The sequence below is a fragment of the Bacillus sp. R86525 genome, assembly GCF_042466195.1.
Taxonomy (GTDB): Bacteria; Bacillota; Bacilli; order Bacillales; family Bacillaceae_G; genus Bacillus_A; species Bacillus_A nitratireducens.
In genome coordinates this window covers 349,544-373,957 of the sequence record NZ_JAXHPX010000007.1, presented here as the reverse complement: position 1 = coordinate 373,957, position 24,414 = coordinate 349,544, and the positions used below count along the sequence as shown (strand labels likewise).

Below are 24,414 nucleotides of genomic sequence, written 5' to 3'. Positions count from 1 at the left end.
CTACAGTGTGATCAATCAAGTAAAGAGGTGTAACGTATTATTGGTATAAATGACTACCAGTTTCTTTAAATTCTACCGCTTTCTCTTTCATTCCTTTTTCAATTGCTTCTGTCGTTTCTAAATCATTTTCTTTCGCATATTCACGAATATCATGCGAAATTCTCATACTGCAAAACTTCGGTCCACACATTGAACAGAAATGAGCTGTTTTCGCCCCTTCTGCTGGCAACGTTTCATCATGATACTCCATTGCGCGTTCAGGATCTAAAGATAAATTAAATTGATCGCGCCAGCGGAATTCGAAACGCGCTTTTGAAAGTGCATCATCACGCTGATGAGCCGTTTTATGCCCTTTCGCAAGATCAGCTGCATGCGCAGCGATTTTGTACGTAATAACTCCCTCTCGAACATCATCTTTATTCGGTAAACCTAAATGTTCTTTCGGCGTTACATAACAAAGCATCGCCGTTCCAAACCAGCCGATCATCGCAGCTCCAATCGCTGAGGTAATATGGTCATAACCTGGCGCAATATCTGTCGTTAACGGCCCAAGTGTATAGAATGGCGCGCCCTGACAAATATCAAGCTCTTTCTCCATGTTCTCTTTAATTAAGTGCATCGGTACATGCCCAGGTCCTTCAATCATAACTTGCACATCATGTTTCCAAGCGATTTTCGTCAATTCACCAAGTGTTTCAAGCTCAGAAAATTGTGCTTCGTCATTTGCATCTGCAATCGAACCTGGACGTAATCCATCTCCAAGAGAGAACGAAACATCGTACTGCTTCATAATTTCACAAATCTCTTCAAAATGAGTATATAAGAAGTTTTCTTTATGATGGAATAAACACCACTGCGCCATAATCGAACCACCACGCGAAACAATACCTGTCGTACGCTTTGCAGTAATTGGAATGTAGCGAAGTAATACACCAGCGTGAATCGTAAAGTAATCAACGCCTTGCTCCGCTTGCTCAATTAACGTATCACGATACACTTCCCACGTTAAATCCTCTGCAATTCCGTTTACTTTTTCAAGCGCTTGATAAATGGGCACAGTTCCAACTGGTACAGGAGCATTACGAATAATCCACTCACGTGTTGTATGAATGTTTTTACCTGTAGATAAATCCATAATCGTATCTGCACCCCAACGAGTCGCCCACGTCATCTTCTCTACTTCTTCTGCAATAGAAGAAGATACGGCAGAGTTTCCGATATTCGCATTTACCTTCACATGGAAATTACGTCCGATAATCATCGGTTCTGCTTCCGGATGGTTAATATTCGCTGGTAAAATCGCGCGACCTTCCGCGATTTCCTTACGAACAAATTCAGGCTCTACCCCTTCACGAATCGCAACATATTCCATCTCAGACGTAATAATGCCATTACGTGCATAATGCATTTGCGTAACGTTTGCACCTTGCTTTGCTCTAAGCGGCTGGCGATCCATTTGCGGGAAAACAGGTGTATGTTTCGAAGCCACTTTCACACCGTCATCCTCTGGTTTCACTTCACGTCCTTCGTATGCTTCTACATCTCTGCGCTCAACAATCCAAGAATGACGCGGCGTTGGAATCCCCTTTTCCAGCTCCACTTTATACGCAGGATCCGTATAGGGACCACTCGTATCATACACACGGATTGGCGGATTTGGGACACCGTTCGTTTCGCTTTGTTCGATCTCGCGCATCGGTACTTTCATACCTTCGCGTGGTCCATTCACATATACTTTCTTACTTCCTGGTAAACTCGATTTCAATTCAATTTGCTCAGCTGAAACAGATTGTTTCATAACTTTTGTTGCCCCCCTGTACGTGACAAGGACGAGATATGGCCAGCGTATGCCAAAATAAAAAGAGCCAGGTCCATAAAAAAATAAGGACCTGGCTCATAAAGACATAATTATGTAAAGCCGTTAACTTCCCTACGCTGGTACGAGCCAGATCAGGTCCAAAGGGTTAAGAAGTTCACACGCTTCTCTCTCAGCCTACGCAGACGTTAGGCACCCCTAGTTTATCACTGATTTAATTTTCAATACTTTCCCATCATACACTATAATCTGAAAAATTCAAAGTTTATTTCTTTTTCTGTTTACGGAATCATCCAAGTTAAATAATAAGCCTGCACATACGTCATAATCCCAACAATAGTAACGAAGAATAAACTATGCTTCAAAGTAAAACGGAATAAATCTGACTCTTTTCCAGCAAGACCAACTGCCGCACAAGCGATCGCAATCGATTGCGGAGAAATCATTTTACCTGTTACACCGCCCGTTGTATTTGCTGCAACGAGAAGCACTTCAGATACACCGACTTGCTGCGCTGTAATTGCTTGTAAATTCGAGAACAATGCATTCGCAGACGTATCTGATCCTGTTAAGAATACACCGATCCAGCCTAGGAATGGTGAGAAGAACGGGAATAGTCCGCCAGTTCCTGCAAGTGCTAACGCTAATGTAGAAGATAGACCAGAATAGTTTGCGATAAATGCGAATCCTAATACGAATCCGATAGATAGAATTGGCATTTTTAGTTCGTTTAACGTTTCTTTAAATGTTGCTACTGCATCTTTTGCACTCATTTTCAAAATAAAGATAGAAATGATACAAGCAATTAAAATTGCTGTTCCAGTCGCTGATAAAATATCTAATTTCAAGATTGCTTCATAAGGTGTTGGTTTATTTACAATCGGCTCTGCTTTCATTACTAAATTGTGCAAGCCTGGAACTTCAAATTTAAATACGAGACTTTCTAAAGCGCCGCCCGGAGCGAATAATGCTTTAAAGAAACTCTGACTCCAGATGACTACCATCACAGTCAAAATAATAAACGGAGACCATGCTTTTACTACTTTTCCTACTGTTAGTTTCGGCATAGATGTCACCGTCGTCGTCGCTGCTACTTCACTATTCGCTTGCTTAGTTTGATAAATTTCTTTCGGCTGCCAAACTTTTAAGAATAGCGATAAACTTACTAAACTTACAAGTGCTGACGTAATATCCGGAAGTTCTGGTCCTAAAAATGTCGCTGTAATGAACTGCGTAATTGCAAATGAACTACCCGCTACAAATAGAGCAGGCCATGTTTGTCTTACCCCTTTAAATCCATCCATTAAAAATACGATGAAGAACGGAACAAATAATGATAAAAACGGTAATTGATGTCCAGCCATTTGCCCGATTTTATGCGGATCAATACCAGTTACTTGTCCAGCTACTGTAATTGGAATCCCCATTGCTCCGAATGCTACTGGTGCAGTATTTGCGATTAAGCAAAGACCAGCCGCATATAAAGGATTTAAGCCAAGGCCTGCAAGAAGCGCTGCCGTAATCGCTACTGGTGCACCAAATCCTGCTGCTCCTTCTAAAAATGCTCCAAATGAAAAACCGATTAAAATAACAAGTAAACGATGGTCATTCGTAATTGATAATACAGATGCACGAATAACATCAAATTGGCCTGTTTTCACGGAAATTTTATATAAAAATACTGACATAATAATAATCCACGCAATTGGCCATAATCCGTATAAGAAACCGTATCCGGTCGCTGCCATTGCCATTGTGAATGGCATTTTATATGCAAATAACGCCACCAAAATTGTAAGTACAACTGTAATAAATCCTGCCACATACCCCTTCATGCGGAAAACTGCTAAAGCTAAGAAAAAAAAGATAATCGGAATAAGTGCGACCGCTGCAGAAATCCAAATGTTCCCGAACGGATCATAAACTTGTGTCCATGTGTTCATTGTTCTCTCCCCCTCAATAATCCCCTTTTAAATAAACATAACCCCATCAATAGACTATCAGGTCATCATACCTTTGAGCCTAAAATAAAAAAACGTTTAAGAAAACGTTTTCATTAATTTTATCACAACAATTTTCATTTAAAAAGATTTTTTTGAAAATTTTATTATTTAAAATAGAAATCTTACAAAAGAGTCACGTTCTTGTAATGTTAATCGATAGGAAGCTCGCCAAATTTACTGCATACTAAAGGTATAAACAACGGACATTACTTATGAGGTGATATATATGAACGGAAACAAAATATTAGCAGCTTTATCATACTTTAGCGTACTATTCGCGCCTATCTTATTCCCTATTATCGTGTGGATTGTAGGCGATTCTGAAACAAAACCACATGCAAAGCGTGCTCTATGGACACATATCATTCCAAGCATCGCTTCATTTATTGGATTAGTTATTTTAGGAATTATGGGTATCGGATCTGATCAGCCAGACGTAACACTTGGAATCGGTGCAATGATTGTCCTATGTATTTGCGGAATCATTAGCTTATACTACTTCATTTGGAATATCGTAAAAGGTATTAAAGTACTGAAAGCTTAGTTTTAAACAAACGTTTGATTAAAAAGAAACGGTCGCATGATGGTATATGAAATTTTATCGGCGATTCGACAAAGAATATCGAATTAACTACAAAATACGCCAAGAAAAAACCGACCCAAAATACCTTTTGGGTCGGTTTCTTTATCTTCTGCGTTTCTTCTTTTTTCTCATCATTTTCTTTCGGCGCGTATTCACTTTATCCGCTATAATGTGGAGCGTACTCGCCACTACAATGCCGATTACAAACGTTACAATTTCAACCTCATGTTTCTTCGCAATTTCTATTAAATTCCCATCGAGTGCGATTACATTTAATAGGAATAAAAACGGAGAAAATACGATTAACATGTATGCGATACGAATAACATCACCAATTATAATCGTATGTGTGAAGAAGGAACGATGGGGCATTACGCTCCTATATGGATACCAAAAAATACGGAGTAACCCCCATTTATTATACGCATTACTATACGTATCTAAATCAGGTGTTAAAAATGAAGTACCTACTAAAAAGCCGATTGCAAAGGTTAATAAAAAATCAAAATTTGTTAATCCATACGAAAAGAGCATAAACAAAACAACCGGAAGGGATATTAAGTTTATTTTCGTATGCGTTCTTCCTGATGGCATAATGCACTTCCTCGCTTACGTTCGCCCTGTCACTCTATGACAGTTCTCACCTATTGATCTAATTTCTGATCGATAAATGCTGTGTCTATATCCGAACCAAACCATTCTGCCAACTTCACTCGTGCCTTATCTTTCACATCTTCATTAACGTATAACGACGCTTGTAATAATGCAGCCGTTAACGCCCCTAAATCATCCGTATAACCAACTCCAGCAATGAAATCTGGAATAGCATCAATCGGTGCAATGAAATAAGCAAGTGCTCCAATTACAATAATTTTCACTCGTTTTGGAACATCAGGTCTTTGCAAAACGAAAAACAACAATAAACTCGCATAAATTACCGATTGCCCTGCCTGCTTCGCAACATGTTTTATTTTTTTCCAAAACGCTTCAACTGAAAATTTTTGTTTCATTCAAAAGCCTCCCTATTTTTCAAAAAAAATAAGCTACAATATGTTATCAGTAAAAGTTCATCAAAATTACACATAATCTACCAATGAAATTTAATTGTAACAAACAAAACCAGAAAGAACAAGTGTTCGTTAATTTTTCTACATTTTCCTTCATATAATAGTTTTCTAGATACCGACTTTAAAGTTTCTATTCCATATTTCTCAACCAAAAAACTTTCAATTTCACTTAACATTCTTTTCTATTTTTGTTATATTTTCTAGTTGACGGGCATATAAACGAATGTTAAAGTTTTCTCTGGTAGTGACAAATCACATACAAAAAATGTAAAATGTTATAGTGTTTCTCAGAAATGAATTTTGTTGTATAATACAGAAATGACGTTATGCTTATGAGCAGCAAAAGAAACCAAAAAAAGGGTATGCATAGTTAAAGTCGTATATGGGTGAATATAGAAGCTCTAATTATGGCAAAAGAAACTATGTATTTTTTATTTTAACATTTTTCGCTCCAAAATCGACCAAGCCTGATAGAGAAAGGGTGGGAATGAATGAAAGAAACCTTGAAATCACAATTTCAAAATGTGCGTTTCACTTTATTCGTAGCTTTGGCCGTATGGCTAAAAACCTACATTATTACACGCACTAGCTTTGATTTAAAACTTGAATCTTTCATGCAAGAATTCATTTTATTCATTAGTCCATTAGCAGCAGCATTACTGTTTGTGGGACTTGCATTATTTGCAAAAGGAAAAAAACGTAACTATATAGCACTAGGAATTAACTTTATCTTAACGTTCATTCTTGTTGGTAACGTAATGTTCTACGGATTCTACAATGACTTCGTTACTTTACCAGTACTAGGACAAACGTCTAATTTCGGAAGTTTAGGTTCTAGTGTGAAAGAATTATTTAACTACAAAATCATCCTTGCATTTGCGGATATTATTGTATTCTTCATTTTATTGAAGAAGAAGAAAAATTTTGCACCGACAGAGCGTGTAGCACGTCCGATGCGTTCCCTATACTTCGTGTCAACAATTGCTATTTTCTTCGTAAACCTAGGATTTGCAGAAGCTGAGCGTCCAGAACTATTAACACGTTCATTCGACCGCGTTATGCTTGTTAAAAACTTAGGATTATATGTACACCAAGCATACGATCTTGGCTTACAAGCAAAATCAAGTTCGCAAAAAGCATTTGCCGACGGTAGTAAGTTACAAGAAACAGAAAACTATGTAAAAACAACACAAAGTAAACCAGATCCAAATATGTTCGGTACTGCAAAAGGGAAAAACGTAATTGTTGTCTCTCTTGAGTCATTACAAACATTCTTAATTGGTGCAACAGTTAACGGACAAGAAGTTACACCATTCTTAAACCAATTTACGAAAGAAAGTTATTACTTTGATAACTTCTTCCATCAAACTGGGCAAGGAAAAACATCTGATGCTGAATTCTTAGTAGATACTTCAATGTATCCACTAGACCGTGGTGCTGTATTCTTCACACACGGTAATAACGAATATACAGCAACTCCAGAAATTTTACGTGAGCAAGGATACCACACATCAGTATTCCACGCGAACAACGCAACGTTCTGGAACCGTAACATTATGTATCCGGCACTTGGTTATGATCGTTACTACAACGAGCTTGACTACAAGATTACGCCAGAAACAAAATTAAATTGGGGATTAAAAGATATCGAATACTTCGATCAATCTATTGATATGTTAAAAGAAGTGAAGCAACCGTTCTATACTCGCTTCCTTACTTTAACAAACCATTACCCATTCACTTATGATGACAATACGAAATTAATCGATGAATACAATTCTGGTGATGGCGTATTTGACCGTTACATGGTAACTGCTCGCTATTTAGACGAAGCAATGAAACACTTTATTGAGCGTCTAAAAGCAGAAGGTATTTACGACAACTCAGTTATCGTATTCTACGGTGATCACTATGGTATTTCTGAAAACCATAACCGTGCAATGGCACAGTTCTTAGGAAAAGAAGAAATCACTACATTTGACCATATGAACTTGCAAAAAACACCGATGTTTATTCACGTTCCAGGTCAAAAAGAAGGTAAAACAATTTCAAAACCAACTGGTGAAATTGACATTAAACCAACAATTCTAAACTTACTTGGTGTAGATTCTACGAATCAAATTCAATTCGGTCATGATGTATTCTCACCAGAAAATAAAGGATTCGTTGTTCTTCGTGACGGTAGCTTCGTTACAGATAAGTACATGTACACGAACAGTACATTCTACGACCGTAACACTGGCGAAGTTGTACAATTACCGAAAGAAGAATCTCAACCACTTATTGATCGTGCCCAAAATGAATTGAACATGTCTGACAAAATCATTGAAGGTGACTTACTTCGCTTCTCTGAAAGTAATAAGACCAAAACTGGTGAAGTAAAGACAGCTATTAAAGAAGAAAAGAAGAGCGCTGAGTAATCTCAGCCTCTTTTTTTATTTTCTGCTATCCTTCCTCTCCTATTCATTAACTTTAAAATTACATAACCTTCACCGAATATTTACACTGCATTAATGAAGTATCTTTATAATAAAATATGTAAACGAGGTTTCACGTATTTCTTATCTCTCATCTGTAATAAGATCCCTTAGAGAAATATGTGCACCATTTGTTTTCAACTTTCTTATAATTGTCTTACTAAAACTTTTAATAAGACGATGTCCCTACGAAAGATAGCTACCCTCCTTGTGCAGCATTCAATACGAATGTTGCTTTTTTTATTTCAAAAAGCAGGATTCTTATTTCTCATTTTCGAATTTGTATATACAAAATGCTATAAATCACCACTACTTCTCTATAATTTTCAAATACATATACGTCATATGAAGAGAATTGCTCACATAAAAATAACTAGAGTGCTTTTTATTCATGTACTAACGAAAGGATGGGACGAAAATTGGCATACGAAAAATTTGTACTATGGAATGATGCAGTTATTGATACAACAAAACATCGCGCGTACATAGACCTTGAAGAAAGAGGCTTACAATTTGGAGATGGTGTCTATGAGGTTATTCGCCTATATAAAGGGAACTTTCACTTAATAGATCCGCATATCACAAGGTTATATCGCTCCATAGAAGAAATAGAATTATCACTTCCTTTCTCAAAAGCAGAGCTTATTATCCTACTTTACAAACTAATTGAAAGTAATAATTTCCACGAAGATGGTACTATTTATTTGCAAGTATCTCGTGGTGTACAAGCCCGTACCCATACATTCTCATATGACGTCCCTCCGACAATCTATGCCTATATTACAAAGAAGGAAAGACCAGCTTTATGGATTGAATATGGTGTACGTGCTATATCAGAACCAGATACGCGCTGGCTACGCTGTGATATCAAATCTTTAAATTTATTACCCAATGTATTAGCTGCTACGAAAGCTGAACGCAAAGGTTGTAAAGAAGCACTTTTCGTACGAAACGGTACTGTAACTGAGGGGAGCTGTTCTAATTTCTTTCTCATAAAAAATGGAACTCTTTACACACATCCAGCCAATCACCTTATTTTAAATGGCATTATTCGTCAATATGTCATTTCCTTAGCGAAAACCCTTCGTATTCCTGTACAAGAAGAACTTTTCAGCATTCGCGATGTTTATAGCGCAGATGAATGCTTCTTCACAGGAACGACTATTGAGATTTTACCAATGACCCACCTTGATGGAACTGCAATTCAAGATGGTCAAGTTGGCCCTATCACCAAATTACTACAAAAATCATTTTCTCAAAGCCTTTTAAAATCCAACATTTCATCTTCTTAAATACGAATAATCTCCTCTCTTTCTACAACAAATATATGTATTTAAATGGAAATCAAGGTATGGATTTATACCTTGATTTTTTCTTGTAATCTTTTTGTCATATTCAGATTACCGCATAAGTCTTGACAGTAATCGACATGCTCTTTAGAATTTTTAACAGTTGGTAAATATTTCTTCACTACATTACAGACAGAAAGGAATCGACAAATTATGAAAAAATACCTTGCCGGTCTTGCGGCAGTGTCTGTAGCAGGAGGAGCAGCACCTACACTTGATAGTGTTCAAGCTGCCCCGGAACAAAATACACAAAAAGCTGCTACACAAACTGTCCAAGCTTCCGCATCAAACAGTTCATCTTATACGGTGAATGCTAGCGTGCTACATGTTCGCGCAGGATCAAGTACCTCTCACGACGTTATCTCTCGCGTTTATAATGGTCAAACTTTAAACGTAATTGGAGAAGAAAATGGTTGGTTCAAAATTAACCATAATGGACAAATAGGCTATGTTAGCGGCGAATTTGTATCAAAAAATGGTGCAAAACCAAATAACAATGTAAGTACAGGTGGAAACAATAAAGTTACTGCTGATGTATTACGTGTTCGTACCGCTCCTAACACTTCTAGTTCTGTTTCAGGACGTGTATATGAAGGACAAACTTTAAACGTAATTGGTCAAGAAAATGGTTGGGTGAAAATCAACCATAATGGACAAGTTGGCTATGTAAGTGGCGAATTCGTATCTGGTGTTTCTTCTAATACAGGTTCTTCAAACAACAATACGAATAATAACAACCAAGAATCTGTAAAACCAGCAAGTGGAAACTATACAGTAAACGTATCTTCCCTTCGCGTTCGTACAGGTCCTAGTACTTCTCACCCAACTGTAGGTTCTGTGAAAAAAGGACAAGTCGTACAAGTCGTTGGTGAAGTTCAAGATTGGTTCAAAATCAATTACGCAGGACAAACAGCTTACTTAAGTAAAGACTACGTAACAAAAGGCGGTTCTAACGAAAACGTCACTCAAGGTAACGACCAAGAGCAAAATAATAAGCCTGAACAAAACAATAATGTGACTGTTCAAACTGGTGGTACTTACGTTGTTAACGCAACATCTCTACGTGTTCGTACAGGCCCTGCTGCTTACCACAGTGTAATTGGTGGCGTGTTAAATGGTACAACATTAAACGTAGTTGGATCTGAAAACGGCTGGTTTAAAGTAAACTATCAAGGAAAAACAGGCTATGTTAGTGGCGAATTTGTAAAATTCGTTAAAGGTGGCACTGCTACTCCTGAACAGCCGAAACAACCAGAACAACCAAAACAACCTGATCAAGGTGCAATTGGCGACTACTACATTAATGCTTCTGCACTAAACGTACGTAGCGGCGAAGGTACAAATTATAGAATCATAGGCGCACTTCCACAAGGACAGAAGGTTCAAGTAATCTCTGAAAACTCTGGATGGAGCAAAATTAACTACAATGGTCAAACTGGTTACATCGGAACACGTTTCCTATCTAAAACACCAGTTGGGGGCGCAGTAGATAATAAGCCTAACGACAATCAAAACAACAACAACAACAATAATAATAATAATAATAGCGGTGACAGTTCTTCTCTACTTGCATACGCGAAATCTATGCAAGGCGTACCATACGTTTGGGGCGGTACTTCTGCTAACGGTGTTGACTGCAGTGGTTACATCTACCACGTATTTAAGAAATTTGGTCATAACATTAGCCGCCAAAGTGTTGCAGGATATTGGAGCAGCTTACCACAAACTTCAAGTCCACAACCTGGAGACTTAATTTATTTCAAAGACACTTATAAAGCAGGTCCTTCTCACATGGGTATCTACCTTGGGGGCGGATCATTTATCCAATCTGGAGATAAAGGTGTAGCAATTGCTTCATTAAGCAACTCTTATTGGAAAAGCCATTTCTTAGGATATACAAAAGCACCTTAAGTGATAGTTTCAGAGCCTTCTAGTTTACTAGAAGGCTCTTTTTTAAAGGGCTCAATATAGTAATCCCCTTTCATTCTCTCTACGCAAAAATTATGTGTTCATTTCCCTATTTCATACACTATATTCTATGAAAATTATCCAAAACGTTATCATAATGTATATAATTCCACAAAAAACATAACCTATTTCATGTCGATTCATTTTATATGTGTTTTTTCAAAGAATTTTCTTTTTATTTAAACTTTTCGTTAGACGTTTGACCTCCGATGTCCATTATGATAAGTTACTTAAGATGTTATATTCGCAAAAGTATAGACAACTGGTTTATACACTTTTTTACTATGAGGAAGGAGCAACACTGCATGAATCTTTTATGGGGAATTGGCGGCGTGATTGGAGTATTAGCAATCGCTTTCTTACTATCTTCCAACCGCAAAGCTATTAATTGGCGCACAATTTTAATCGCGCTAGCATTACAAATGTCATTTTCATTTATCGTATTACGATGGGATGCCGGAAAAGCAGTTTTAAAACATGCTGCGGATGGTGTTCAAGGATTAATTAATTTTTCTTACGAGGGAATTAGGTTCGTTGCTGGGGATTTAGTCAACGCAAAAGGCCCTTGGGGATTTATCTTCGTTATTCAAGCACTACTTCCAATTGTATTTATTAGTTCATTAGTAGCAATCTTATATCATTTCGGTATTATGCAGAAATTTGTTAGTATTGTTGGTGGCGCATTAAGTAAACTTCTTGGAACTTCGAAAGCAGAAAGTTTAAACTCAGTAACAACTGTATTTTTAGGACAAACTGAGGCACCAATTTTAATTAAACCATACTTAGCACGTTTAACTAACAGTGAATTCTTCACTATTATGGTAAGCGGTATGACAGCTGTTGCCGGATCAGTTCTTGTCGGCTATGCAGCAATGGGCATTCCGTTAGAACACTTATTAGCAGCAGCAATTATGGCAGCTCCATCAAGTTTATTAATTGCAAAACTAATTATGCCAGAAACAGAAAAAGTAGATAATAACGTTGAACTTTCTACAGAACGTGAAGACGCAAACGTTATCGATGCAGCTGCACGTGGTGCATCTGAAGGTATACAACTTGTTATTAACGTAGCAGCGATGTTAATGGCCTTCATCGCATTAATTGCTTTATTAAATGGCTTATTAGGATGGGTCGGTTCTTGGTTCGATATTAAACTTAGCCTTGATTTAATCTTCGGTTACTTACTATCACCATTTGCAATCTTAATCGGGGTTTCACCGGGTGAAGCTATACAAGCAGCAAGCTTTATCGGTCAAAAACTTGCAATCAACGAATTCGTTGCATACGCAAACTTAGGACCTCACATGGCAGAATTCTCTGCAAAAACAAATCTGATTTTAACATTCGCAATCTGTGGTTTTGCAAACTTCTCTTCTATCGCAATTCAATTAGGTGTAACAGGAACATTAGCTCCTACTCGCCGTAAACAAATTGCACAATTAGGGATTAAAGCAGTTATCGCTGGTACACTAGCGAACTTCTTAAATGCAGCAGTTGCAGGTATGATGTTCCTATAAATTAATGTAAAGTCTCCTCTTTTAAAGAGGAGACTTTTTTGTATACTATAAATATAATTTTCGTATATACTAAACACTACATGTCTAGATATCTAGATGATATGTTACAATAATTAGTATGTCTGTTTATTTTTTCTTGCACAAGAGGGATACTACTTGATGTCGCTTGCTAAAAAAAGACTTCCAGCTACATGGTCCATTTCTTAATAATTGTGCATACTACAAATATCCTGCATGAATTATCTTTAAGGAGGAAAGTTTCGTGAAAGATAAATCCTATAAAGTCCTTTCTATGTGGATTTTACAAATTTTATTTTATTTTACTACTGTACATGTGACGAAATATGAGCACGCGCTCATTTTTACAATTATATATGTCATCATAAATGTACTATTCCTATTTTTAGCTGATAAAATAGCATTTATTTTCTTTATAATGGGAACCATTATTTCAGTATTCTATTTATTTTATGAAGCGTGGCTTCACTTATGGAGTACATCAGATCAATGGAAATATATCATTACCCACTTCCTAATGGCAGCTAACTTCTTCCTTGTTTATATTTCAACTCACCTATTAAAAAAGGTTATCCTTAAAAATAGAGAGTTAACTGAACGAGTGCGGGTGCTTGAGCAATACATTGGAGAATCCAAATTATTAACAAGGCAAGAATTCGAAAGACGACAAGCATTATTAAAGACTGCGATGAATCGTCGCAATGAAACAGGCATTATTATTTTCTTTGATTTCACTTCCTTTAGTAAATATACGAAGGAAAGTGTCATGGATCGTGTAGCTTCATTATTAGTTGATACAGTAAGAACTGACTTTGACCTTGCTGCTGAATATGACAGCAATACATTGGTCATTTTATTACAAAACACAAATGAAGCCGGTGCTGATATTGTAATGAACCGTCTACATCCAAAAATGGAGCAATGGCTTGCTGCTGAAGCAATTCAAGACATTAAAATAAAACGAGAACAAATCACAACAAAAGGACAGACATTATTATGATGACACTCGTTATACTCCTTTTATTCCTTCTGTTCTGCGTACTCGTATTTTGGATTAGCATCACATTTTCAATCAAATATGTACTTATTTTTACTGCCTTTCTATTCTCAGGCCTACTCGTTTACTACTCTCTCTTAACACTCGCGGGCTTAATTCATCGAAATAGTAAACGAAAAGATCGTACGCTAGAACATTATCCAAGTGTAGATATTTTAATACCTGCCCATAATGAAGGTGTCGTTATTAAAGATACATTAGAAGCGATGGCAAAGATTGAATACCCGGGCAAATTAAACGTTTATTTATTAAACGATAACTCTCAAGATGAAACACCTGAAATTGGCGATGATTTCGACAGAGCTTATGCTCATATTCATCACATTCGTGTACCACCTGGCGAACCGAAAGGAAAATCGCGTGTATTAAACTACGGTCTTAGCATTTCAGATGGTGAATACTTCTGTGTTTACGATGCAGATAATCAACCTGAACCACATGCACTGCGAATGCTCGTAGAACATGCTGAAACCATCCAGGATGCCGTTGGAGCAGTTGGACACGTTCGTACAGTAAATGAAAAGAGAAATTGGCTTACACGAATGATTTCATTAGAATTTCAGATTTTCCAGCTCCTTATGCAATCTGGACGCTGGCTATTATTCCAAACAGGCTCACTGACCGGAACAAACATGCTTCTTCGTCGTTCCGCATTAGAAGAACTTGGGGGCTATGATCCTTATGCTATTGCAGAGGATGCTGAATTAACATTGAGAATTACCCAAAAAGGCTATCTCTTACCAATCGTCCCAGAATCGATTACATGGGAACAAGAACCTGAACATTTAAAAATTCTTATTAAACAGCGTACACGTTGGCTTCAAGGAAACTTATATATTTTAGAAAAAATGTTTTCTTCGCTAAGCTTCTTTAAAGGAAAGCTACTCGTCCATTCCTTACAGCAAGTTTTAGTATATGTCGTATTTTGGCTATTCTTAATCATTTCAAACGTTTGGTTTGTAATTGGACTGCTCGGGATATTCCAAATTCAATATAGCATTCCATTACTATTTATGTGGTATGTCGCATATATTACATATGTTTCTCAATTATTTAGTGCCCAGAGCGTCGAACGAACCTTTACACCAACCAACATTTTCATAAGCGTCATTATGTACTTTACGTACGCACAGCTCTTTACGTATTTGTTTATTCGCAGTCTCATTCTTTACTTACGTGCAAAGAGCAAGAAACAAGTAATTGGCTGGGATAAAACAGTACGATTTAAAAAGGAAAAATAAAGTGACACTTTAATCAGTGGGGGTTATTCATTTCCCACTGATTATTAGCCCTCACCAATCGGGCTTTTACGGAATAAAAAATAAGCACAGAGCGCCGTAAGCTCTGTGCTTATTTTTTACCGTAATACTATATATCAGACAATACCCCTTAGCTGAAAGTAATTTCACGTCCATCCCCCAACGAACGATCGACCTTCATTTATATACGAAAAAGTGATTGCTATTTTTGTAGAACCAGTTGCTTTTCTTGCTGCTCTTTGCGCGTTTCAGTCTTAGGTTCCGTGCTTTCTTGGACATTGCGATGTGCCACACGTTTCAAACAAATATGCTTCCACTTTCTTTCGTAACGTTTCATTATTCTAGATGTCCCCCTTGAATGCGATTTAAAACTATTTGAAATCGCTTACAGGAAATAATATAGCACATATACATAAAAGTGACAACACATTTCCGACATATTTTTGTCAAAAATATGAACATAATTTGCATAATATCGAATATTGTCGAAACATATCGATTTTCCTTTTCGAATTGCTGATATCACCCTTTTCCTAATAGGTGCATTAAAAAGGAGCTGATATAAAATCAGCCCCTTTCCTTCTATTATTTATGTTGCTTCATACGCCCTTCTTTTTGCAACTCTTTAAATAGTGCTGCAATCATAAAGAAAATAACAAATACAAATGGGAATGCCGCGATAATCGACGCAGTTTGCAGCGCCTCTAATCCACCAACGTACAATAAGATCGAAGCTAATGCCGCTAGAACAATACCCCAAACCATTTTAATGCGATTTGGTGGGTTTAAACTACCATGTGTCGTTAACATCGCTAGAACGAACGTAGCAGAATCTGCTGATGTAATAAAGAATGTTGAAATAAGTAAAATAGCTAGAACACATAATGCCGGTCCCATGCCACCCATATGGTCTAACATAGCAAACAATCCTACTTCTGTGCCCATATCTTTAATTTGTCCATATATATTCGCACCATCAAATAGCTCCATATGAATACCCGTTCCTCCGAAAACTGAGAACCAGAGTGCACCAATTACTGTTGGTACAAGTAACACACCAACTACAAACTCACGAATTGTACGTCCGCGTGATACACGAGCAATAAACGTTCCTACAAATGGTGACCATGCAATCCACCATGCCCAGTAGAAAATTGTCCATGACTGAATCCATTGATTTCCGCCTTCATTTAATGGACTTAATCGGAAACTCATACTTGGCAATTCTTGAATGTATGAACCAATTGTTGAAGTAAAGTAATTCATAATAAAGTTTGTTGGACCTGCAAATAATACAATTATCATAAGTGCAAACGCTAAAATAATATTCGCATTACTTAAATATTTAATTCCTTTATCGAGCCCTGTTTGTGCAGATAACATATAAAGAACAGTTACAATTCCGATGATTACTAACTGTGTCGGTAATGAGTTCGGAATGGATGTTAAATAACTAACACCACCTGCGATTTGCTTCGCCCCAAGTCCTAATGATGTTGCCACACCAAATACTGTCGCAAATACAGCTAGAACATCAAACGTATGTGCAATACGGCCATGTTCACCGCCCTTAAATAGCGGACCCACTGTCGCACTAATTGTACTCGCCCTTCCTTTTCTAAATGTAAAATACGCAATACATAATGCTACAAGTGCATATAATCCCCACGGATGTAATCCCCAATGGAAAAATGAGAAACGAAGTGCAAGACGTGCACTCTCTTCAGTTGCACCCTCTCCAAACGGAGGTGTGTATAAATGATTCAACGGTTCTGCAACGCCCCAGAAAACCAAACCGATTCCCATACCGGCACTAAATAACATAGCAAACCATGTCATATAACTATAATCAGGTTCATCATCATCTTTACCTAAACGAATCGAACCGTACTTAGAAACAATTAAGAAAATAGCAATTCCTAAGAAAATAGAAACGGAAATAATATAGAACCATCCAAACTTACTAACTAACGCAGCTTGAATTGCAGTCGTTACATTTCCTAAGCTACCTTTTCCAATAATAGATTCGGGAATAATCCCCCAAAGTGTAAATGCAATGCATAATGTTAATGAGACAATAAATGTTTTCGTCAGTTTCCTCATCAAATCCCCCTTCGTATGTTTCATTTCTTGTAAATAACATAAATTCCGATATGTTAAATCGGATAGAAAACCATAGTTTTTTGTGGTGATTTTCTTTCGGCTCTCTTAGTTTTGCCTTCACCAATTAGAGTTCTTATGGACAGCCTTACCTTCCGTACAACCTTTTCACTCTGCAAGAGCTACAAGATTGGAATACTACTGTCAAATTGTGTGAGAAAAATGCGGATGGGAAGAGATTTTCCCAAAAAAGGATGTGTTACAATTTTAAAAAAGGGCAGATTTATTCTTTACAACCCTTTCTTCTTGTAACAATTATGCGGTTTTTTTGCTAGTATATAGCGCGTGTTTATAACTTCACAAACGAGATGTTTATGTTTATATAACTATATTACCCATAAAACGGTAAAATACTCAAGGAATGTAACTGTATAGTAATCATTATGTAATACCTCTGTAACATTTTTATTTACGCCGAAAAATATATGTTGTATTAAATATTTTGAATATAACTAGAAACCTACTAATTATATAGAATGAAAAACGCTTTCCTCTAATTCTAGCTATATTACAAAGTGTTAACGACTTATTACGAATGGTTTGTAATTGTGTGTTTTCCCCAAATCCGAAAAAATCTGTTGCTATAATGAGGACACGAAAACAAACGCAATGGAGGCTATCATGAAAAAATTAATTGGTATAGCAACAGCAGCAGTTTTTGGTCTTGGGATTTTCACCGCATCTGCTAATGCAGAAACTGTTGTAACAACAGACGTACTAAACGTACGAGAAAACCCTACTACTGAATCAAAAGTTGTCGGTAAATTACAGAATGGTCATAAATTAGATGTTCTAAATACAGAAAACGGATGGTCACAAATCAAATTAGATGGTAAAGACGCATTCGTAAGTGCAGAGTTTACAAAGAACTCTTACTATGTAACAGCTAACGTATTAAATGTACGTGCTGAAGCGAACACAAACTCAGAAATTCTTGGAACGCTTAAGAAAGACGATATGATCGAAACAACGAACCAAGTACAAAATGAGTGGTTACAATTTGAATATAACGGGAAAACGGCTTATGTTCATGTTCCTTTCTTAACAGGTACAGCACCTGTTATTGAGAAACAAGAAACGCCTGCTCCTGCTAAAGCTGCAGCACCTGCTAAGGCTCAAGCACCTGCACCAGTAAAAACAGCTGCTAAGCCTGCTGTGAAAGCTGCTGAAACTAGCGAACCTTCTAATGGTCGTGAGTTAACAGTTGTAGCTACAGCATATACAGCTCATCCGAGCGAAAACGGTGGCACATACGGCGGCCGTGTATTAACTGCAATGGGTCATGACCTAACAGCGAACCCAAACATGAAAATGATCGCTGTTGACCCGAAAGTAATCCCATTAGGATCTAAAGTATGGGTAGAAGGTTATGGAGAAGCTATCGCTGGTGATACTGGCGGTGCAATTAAAGGTAACCGTATCGACATTCTACTTGGATCAGATAGCGCTGCTCAAAAATGGGGACGCAAAACTGTTAAAGTGAAAATTTTAAAATAACCAATGACTGCTAAATTACAGCCGGTTCTCTTTATTGAGAGCTGGCTTTTATTTTTTATATAATACATATAAGGAGGTGACGTCCATGAATTTACAAGCTAAGGTAGACTGGGTCGGTACACCAAAACCGTACATATATAAAGATGATATAACATATGATGCTATCGCAATTGACTTCTCACTCACAAATGATGACAATCGCTATAAATTAATTGTGCTCAAGTCTGAAGAAAATACACATTACAAAATCGTACAATATGGAATAAAGCCAGGCTCTCAAAAGCCATTTCCTATTGATATTCCATTCGAGCAAAACATGTTACCAATTATAAAACAAATATTACATGATCCATATGTAAAAGCAGTATTACAAGAATCACGCTCTTAATTCCCAAAAAGGATGTTACCTAGTAGGAAAGTTCAACTAGGCAACATCCTTTTTTGTAATCCAAATTTCATTTTTTCTGTTTTGAGCATTTTTTGTTTATAATGGTAAAGGAAAGAAATCTGTGTACGGAGGAATATTATGCTGCAACACTCAATTACGAAAGATGAAATTATGATGATTGCGAATGAGTTCGTTCAAGGGCTTGATCCGCAGCAAGTTGCTGATCAGGAGCATGTCGCTACAGCTCGGCACCTATATCGTAGTGGTGTTGTCTATAACGTTGACTTTGATGGCTATACGCTATCTGGAACTGTAGATGCTGCAGGCAGTGTATATAGCGTTCACATCCCGATTCGTAATGTCGCTGAAAGCTATTGCGATTGCTTCGCGCCAACGCAATGTGAGCATATGCTTGCTGTGTTACTATCTGCAGCTTCAAGTTTTGGGCAGGTAGGAGACGTATTAACTTTATTTAAAAATAATACGAAACCTTCCCTTCCTCCTATTCGAACTGCAAGACAAGTATTGCAATCATCAGCTTTTGAAGAAATGGATTATAAAAGTTGGCACACATACTTTGAAAATGAATTTGAATCATTTAAAAAGGAACAGGCTCGGCTCACTTATAAACAAATGTATTTTCTTATGAGTCTTTTTACAGACTTCTATACAAAATTAGAACGGAAAGCTCCACGCGTCATTGCTATTCATGAATTATTTAAATTGCACGCGGCACTTTATTGCTTTCAAAAATTATTAGAAGAAATTCAAGAATTTGAAGCAAACAAACTATATTCTTATCACCAACCAGTTAACGTCGTTCGTCTATTCGTTGATAAAGTTGAATCTATCGTTAGGGACTTAAAAACAGAAGCGATTCCGGCAGAATCCGAACCGATTTTACAAGAAACAGCTCGGCTCACGCATGAAGTATTCTTCTCTACCGATGCCTATACACAAGAGCGATTCTTCATTTATCGTCACATATGGGGTGAATTGTTAAGAACAGAGGCACAGCTAAAAGAAGAAGAAACACGGATCGATACTAAAATTAATCCACTTTCCAAAGCATTAGCCTCTTCTCATCTGCTCTTTTTAAATAATGAAGATTTATTGGCAATGGAATTACTCGAAAAACAGCCTGCTTCTGTCGTAAGCCTTTATTTTTATTGGTTAGAAGAGTTATTAAGTGCAATGCAGTGGGATCGCGGGAAAAACTGGCTTTCCTTTACGTATAAACAAGTAAAGAAAACAATACTCGAACAAGAGAATACCGTCTTCATACAAGATATCGTTCGGTTATTTGTAATGATGTATGAAACGTATGCAACACACACGAATGAACAAGCGGGATTAGAAATGATTTTACAAGAGCTATTGCCGTATAGTTTCACAAATTACGAACAATACGTACTAGCGAAGAAACAGTATCGTGCATGGGCAGAACTTCATCTCTTATATGGATTTGAGGCAATCGAACTTTTGAAAGAACCATTGAAAGATATTGAAAAAGAAGCGCCTGAAGCAGCACTTCCTCTTTATCACCTTGCCGCAACAGAAGCAATTGAAGAACGGAATCGCAAATCATACAGACGTGCCGTTCGTTACTTAAAGAAATTACGTATGCTTTATAAACGACTGAAACGAACTGACGAATGGGATGCCTTCATTATTCACATTGCTAATTTACATTCACGTCTGCGCGCACTACAAGAGGAATTACGGAAAGGAAAATTAATCGATGATCATACAAACTGAAGTAACAATTAGGCTCCAGCACGTTAGTCAAGGTTGGTTCCTTTGGGGAGAAGATGATAGCGGTGCTCCCTTATCCGTAGCAATTTGGAAACAAAATGCATTCACATGGCACTCTACTTCCTTCTACGGTACGTTTCTAAAAGAAGCAACGTATGAAGGAAAACAAGGTGTTATGCTAACAAACGTGCAAGCATTTGAATACATCGCAAATAAACCGATGAACTCATTTGCAAATATACAAATGAACGGTCCTATTACAGCACTTACAAAGGATGCAAATGAATTATGGGACGCTTTCGTAAGTGGAAGCTTCGTACCCGATATGGAGCGTTGGTCTCATCAGCCATCTTGGAAAGTGCAGAATACCCCAATTGAAGATGACACGTTAGCATCACTTTTCACTTCAGCGGTGAACGAAAGTATTTTGCAAGATAGTCGCTCAAATGATGGCTGGGAAGATGCAAAGAGACTATATGAACATTACGACTTTACGAAAAGACAATTGGAAGCAGCACTACATGAAGAAGATTGGCTTCGAAAAATTGGTTACATTGAAGATGATCTTCCATTTATAGTTGGGTTAAGACTTCAAGAACCACAAGAAGAATTTGAAATGTGGAAGCTCGAAACAATCGTTACGCCAAAACGTGGTGCGCATCGCATATATGTATATGAGAATATCGATTCCTTGCCAAAAAGATGGCACGATTACGAAGAGCGTATTCTTGAAACACAAGAAGGATTCAGTAGGCTCGTACCGTGGCTAAAAGAGAACGACAAGTTCAGGGAAGAGCTCTTTGAAACAGAAGCTTGGAACTTCTTAACCGAAGCAAGTAACGAGTTACTTGCAGCAGGTATTACAATTTTACTACCATCATGGTGGCAAAATTTAAAAGCAACAAAACCGAAGTTACGTGTACAGCTGAAGCAAAGTACAGCACAAACACAATCTTTCTTCGGCATGAATACGCTCGTTAATTTCGACTGGCGCATTTCAACGGACGGAATTGATTTATCAGAAAACGAATTTTTTGAACTTGTTGAGCAGAACAAACGCCTTTTCAATTTAAATGGTCAATGGATGAGACTTGATCCTGCCTTTATTGAAGAAGTAAAAAAACTAATGAACCGTGCAGATAAATATGGACTAGAAATGAAAGACGTGTTGCAGCAACATTTATCTAACACCGCGGAAACAGAAATTGTAGAAGACGATAGTCCGTTTACCGATATTGAAATCGAACTAGATGGATATTATGAAGAGCTTTTCCAAAAACTTCTGCACATTGGAGATATTCCAAAAGTAGATGTACCCTCTTCGCTACAAGCAACACTCCGCCCATATCAACAACACGGTATTGAATGGTTGCTATACTTACGAAAGCTTGGATTTGGAGCATTATTAGCCGATGATATGGGACTTGGAAAAAGTATTCAAACGATAGCTTACTTACTATACGCTAAAGAAAACAATCTCCAAACAGGACCGGCGTTAATTGTGGCACCAACATCAGTCCTTGGAAATTGGCAAAAAGAATTTGAGCGTTTCGCACCAAATTTACGTGTTCAGTTACATTACGGGGGTAACCGAGCTAAGGATGAATCATTTAAAGACTTCCTTCAATCAGCAGATGTTGTATTAACCTCTTATGCATTAGCTCAGCTTGATGAAGAAGAACTTAGTACCTTATGCTGGGATGCTGTTATTTTAGATGAAGCTCAAAATATAAAAAACCCACATACGAAACAATCGAAAGCAGTAAGAAACCTACAAGCAAATCACAAAATTGCTTTAACCGGTACACCAATGGAAAACCGACTTGCTGAGCTTTGGTCTATTTTCGACTTTATCAATCATGGGTATCTCGGAAGCTTAGGACAATTTCAGCGCCGCTTCGTCACACCGATCGAAAAGGACCGTGATGAAGGAAAAATCCAGCAAGTACAACGATTTATCTCACCATTTTTACTGCGTCGTACGAAGAAAGATCAAACAGTCGCATTAAACTTGCCAGATAAACAAGAACAAAAAGCTTATTGTCCACTAACTGGTGAACAGGCTTCCTTATATGAACAACTTGTTCAAGATACATTACAAAATGTAGAAGGATTAAGTGGAATTGAAAGACGCGGATTTATATTACTTATGCTGAACAAACTAAAACAAATTTGTAACCACCCAGCCCTTTATTTGAAAGAAGAAGAACCACAAGATATCATCGAACGCTCTATGAAAACAAAAACGGTAATGGAGCTCATCGAAAATATAAAAGACCAAAATGAAAGTTGCCTAATCTTCACTCAATACATTGGCATGGGGAACATGCTAAAACATATGCTAGAAGAAAAATTCGGTCAGCGTGTCCTCTTCTTAAACGGGAGTGTACCGAAGAAAGAACGTGACAAGATGATCGAGCAGTTCCAAAACGGAACGTATGACATCTTCATCTTATCATTAAAGGCCGGCGGAACAGGATTGAACTTAACTGCTGCCAACCATGTCATTCACTATGACCGTTGGTGGAATCCAGCTGTAGAAAACCAAGCAACAGACCGTGCATATCGTATTGGTCAAAAACGCTTCGTTCACGTTCATAAACTCATTACAACAGGAACGCTTGAAGAGAAAATTGATGAAATGTTAGAAAGAAAACAATCATTAAACAACGCCGTCATTACAAGCGATAGTTGGATGACCGAACTATCAACAGACGAACTAAAAGAATTACTTGGCGTATAAAGTGAAACTTTAATCAGTGGGGGTTTTGTTCATCCCCCACTGATTATTAGTTGAACCAATCGGGCTTTTACGGGTAGTTGATCCCCCACCTAACTTCTTTGCTTTCGCTGAATTTTGAGGTGGGGGTCTTACTGCCCGTTAATGCGGGATAAATCAAAAAGGAGCAAATCTCTAAATGAGATTAGCTCCTTTTTCTATGCCAAAACCAATTGCTTATTATAATTCCTGTTAACCCGCCGCACGTATCAAGCAATGAATCTTGCCACATCGGTGTACGATCTCCTGTAAACCACTGATGAATTTCATCAAATGTTGCATACCCTGCAACGAAAAGGAGAGCGTATGCAAAGCACCGTTTTCTCGAACAACCCGATCGATGAAAAGCATAATACGTCAATGAACCGAGCATAAAGAACACCATAAAATGAGCACCTTTACGAAGGAAAAACTCAACAAATCCACCTACACCTTTATTTGCGATACTAACAGGTGTACCTCCGCCATAATCAATCGATACCCATGAAAAATGCTCTTTCACAAACTCAACATTTACATATTGCTCAATATCCGAGCGCATATCCTGTTTTTTATATGGCTGTGCTGAAGAATAGAAAATAAGCCCCATCCATAATAATACAGGAATCCAAAATAACCATTTACGATTCATTCTCCCGAAAGCTCCTCTCTTGTTCTTATAAGAGTATCAAAAAAAAGAAAAAATTTCACGCCAAAATATGACATTTACCCCCTATTTATA

At 37.4% G+C, this 24,414-nt stretch carries 18 protein-coding genes and 1 riboswitch; of the genes, 11 read left to right on the top strand and 7 right to left on the bottom strand.

All coding sequences use genetic code 11. The annotated features are described in order from the left end of the window. Positions 1-37: 37 nt before the first annotated feature. Positions 38-1,798 (bottom strand): phosphomethylpyrimidine synthase ThiC, encoded by a 1,761-nt coding sequence (gene thiC / locus SJY24_RS04225; RefSeq protein ID WP_377863850.1) that lies wholly within the window; start codon positions 1,796-1,798, stop codon positions 38-40. A gap of 112 nt (positions 1,799-1,910) precedes the next feature. Continuing rightward, a riboswitch (TPP riboswitch) is annotated at positions 1,911-2,026 on the bottom strand. A gap of 71 nt (positions 2,027-2,097) precedes the next feature. Beyond that, the gene (gene lldP / locus SJY24_RS04220; protein ID WP_377863848.1) at positions 2,098-3,759 is read right to left on the bottom strand and encodes an L-lactate permease; all 1,662 of its coding nucleotides are present in this window, start codon (positions 3,757-3,759) and stop codon (positions 2,098-2,100) included. A gap of 286 nt (positions 3,760-4,045) precedes the next feature. Here lldP and SJY24_RS04215 point away from each other — a divergent pair, with 286 nt between their 5' ends. Beyond that, positions 4,046-4,363, top strand: a complete 318-nt coding sequence (locus SJY24_RS04215; RefSeq protein ID WP_001014107.1) for a magnetosome magnetite crystal formation protein family — start codon at positions 4,046-4,048, stop codon at positions 4,361-4,363. Positions 4,364-4,504: 141 nt separating this feature from the next. On the opposite strand, the gene SJY24_RS04210 is transcribed toward SJY24_RS04215, so the two are convergent. Continuing rightward, the gene (locus SJY24_RS04210; protein WP_377863846.1) at positions 4,505-4,996 is read right to left on the bottom strand and encodes a metal-binding protein; all 492 of its coding nucleotides are present in this window, start codon (positions 4,994-4,996) and stop codon (positions 4,505-4,507) included. Between the two features lie 50 nt (positions 4,997-5,046). Further along, entirely contained in the window at positions 5,047-5,412 is a 366-nt protein-coding gene (locus SJY24_RS04205) for a YkvA family protein (RefSeq protein WP_377863845.1), read from the bottom strand. Between the two features lie 548 nt (positions 5,413-5,960). Here SJY24_RS04205 and SJY24_RS04200 point away from each other — a divergent pair. From SJY24_RS04200 to SJY24_RS04175, 6 genes are all read left to right on the top strand, one after another. Next, positions 5,961-7,889 carry an LTA synthase family protein gene (locus SJY24_RS04200; RefSeq protein WP_377863844.1) on the top strand — a complete coding sequence of 643 codons (1,929 nt, stop codon included), beginning with the start codon at positions 5,961-5,963 and terminating at the stop codon, positions 7,887-7,889. Between the two features lie 464 nt (positions 7,890-8,353). Beyond that, a complete protein-coding gene (locus SJY24_RS04195) occupies positions 8,354-9,238 on the top strand; it encodes a D-amino-acid transaminase (protein WP_377863843.1) in 885 nt (294 codons plus the stop codon). 210 nt (positions 9,239-9,448) lie between these two features. After that, positions 9,449-11,206 (top strand): C40 family peptidase, encoded by a 1,758-nt coding sequence (locus SJY24_RS04190; RefSeq protein WP_377863842.1) that lies wholly within the window; start codon positions 9,449-9,451, stop codon positions 11,204-11,206. A 362-nt stretch (positions 11,207-11,568) separates the two neighbouring features. Beyond that, positions 11,569-12,780: a NupC/NupG family nucleoside CNT transporter gene (locus SJY24_RS04185; RefSeq protein ID WP_377863841.1), complete on the top strand. Its 1,212-nt coding sequence runs from the start codon at positions 11,569-11,571 to the stop codon at positions 12,778-12,780. A 262-nt stretch (positions 12,781-13,042) separates the two neighbouring features. Beyond that, complete coding sequence (locus SJY24_RS04180; RefSeq protein ID WP_377863840.1) at positions 13,043-13,798, top strand: diguanylate cyclase domain-containing protein; 756 nt, start codon at positions 13,043-13,045, stop codon at positions 13,796-13,798. After that, a complete protein-coding gene (locus SJY24_RS04175) occupies positions 13,795-15,096 on the top strand; it encodes a glycosyltransferase family 2 protein (RefSeq protein ID WP_377863839.1) in 1,302 nt (433 codons plus the stop codon). The genes SJY24_RS04180 and SJY24_RS04175 overlap by 4 nt, the downstream gene beginning before the upstream one ends. 220 nt (positions 15,097-15,316) lie before the next feature. Here the strand turns inward: SJY24_RS04175 and SJY24_RS04170 are convergent, their stop codons facing one another. Then, complete coding sequence (locus tag SJY24_RS04170) at positions 15,317-15,451, bottom strand: hypothetical protein (RefSeq protein ID WP_000833065.1); 135 nt, start codon at positions 15,449-15,451, stop codon at positions 15,317-15,319. A 248-nt stretch (positions 15,452-15,699) separates the two neighbouring features. Next, positions 15,700-17,217 (bottom strand): glycine betaine transporter OpuD, encoded by a 1,518-nt coding sequence (gene opuD / locus SJY24_RS04165; protein ID WP_377863838.1) that lies wholly within the window; start codon positions 17,215-17,217, stop codon positions 15,700-15,702. A 678-nt stretch (positions 17,218-17,895) separates the two neighbouring features. Between opuD and SJY24_RS04160 the strand changes: the two genes are divergently transcribed. The 4 genes from SJY24_RS04160 (at position 17,896) to SJY24_RS04145 (ending at position 23,657) form a co-directional block, all read left to right on the top strand. Continuing rightward, positions 17,896-18,771 (top strand): cell wall-binding protein EntA, encoded by an 876-nt coding sequence (locus SJY24_RS04160; RefSeq protein WP_377863837.1) that lies wholly within the window; start codon positions 17,896-17,898, stop codon positions 18,769-18,771. An 85-nt stretch (positions 18,772-18,856) separates the two neighbouring features. Further along, positions 18,857-19,159, top strand: coding sequence for a DUF3910 family protein (locus tag SJY24_RS04155; RefSeq protein WP_098665904.1), 303 nt, complete (start codon positions 18,857-18,859; stop codon positions 19,157-19,159). Positions 19,160-19,297: 138 nt separating this feature from the next. Next, complete coding sequence (locus tag SJY24_RS04150) at positions 19,298-20,917, top strand: SWIM zinc finger family protein (RefSeq protein WP_098501366.1); 1,620 nt, start codon at positions 19,298-19,300, stop codon at positions 20,915-20,917. After that, positions 20,901-23,657, top strand: a complete 2,757-nt coding sequence (locus SJY24_RS04145) for a DEAD/DEAH box helicase (RefSeq protein WP_377863836.1) — start codon at positions 20,901-20,903, stop codon at positions 23,655-23,657. The genes SJY24_RS04150 and SJY24_RS04145 overlap by 17 nt, the downstream gene beginning before the upstream one ends. A 181-nt stretch (positions 23,658-23,838) precedes the next feature. Here SJY24_RS04145 and SJY24_RS04140 read toward each other — a convergent pair whose 3' ends face one another. Then, the gene (locus SJY24_RS04140; protein ID WP_377863835.1) at positions 23,839-24,324 is read right to left on the bottom strand and encodes a VanZ family protein; all 486 of its coding nucleotides are present in this window, start codon (positions 24,322-24,324) and stop codon (positions 23,839-23,841) included. Between the last annotated feature and the right edge of the window lie 90 nt (positions 24,325-24,414).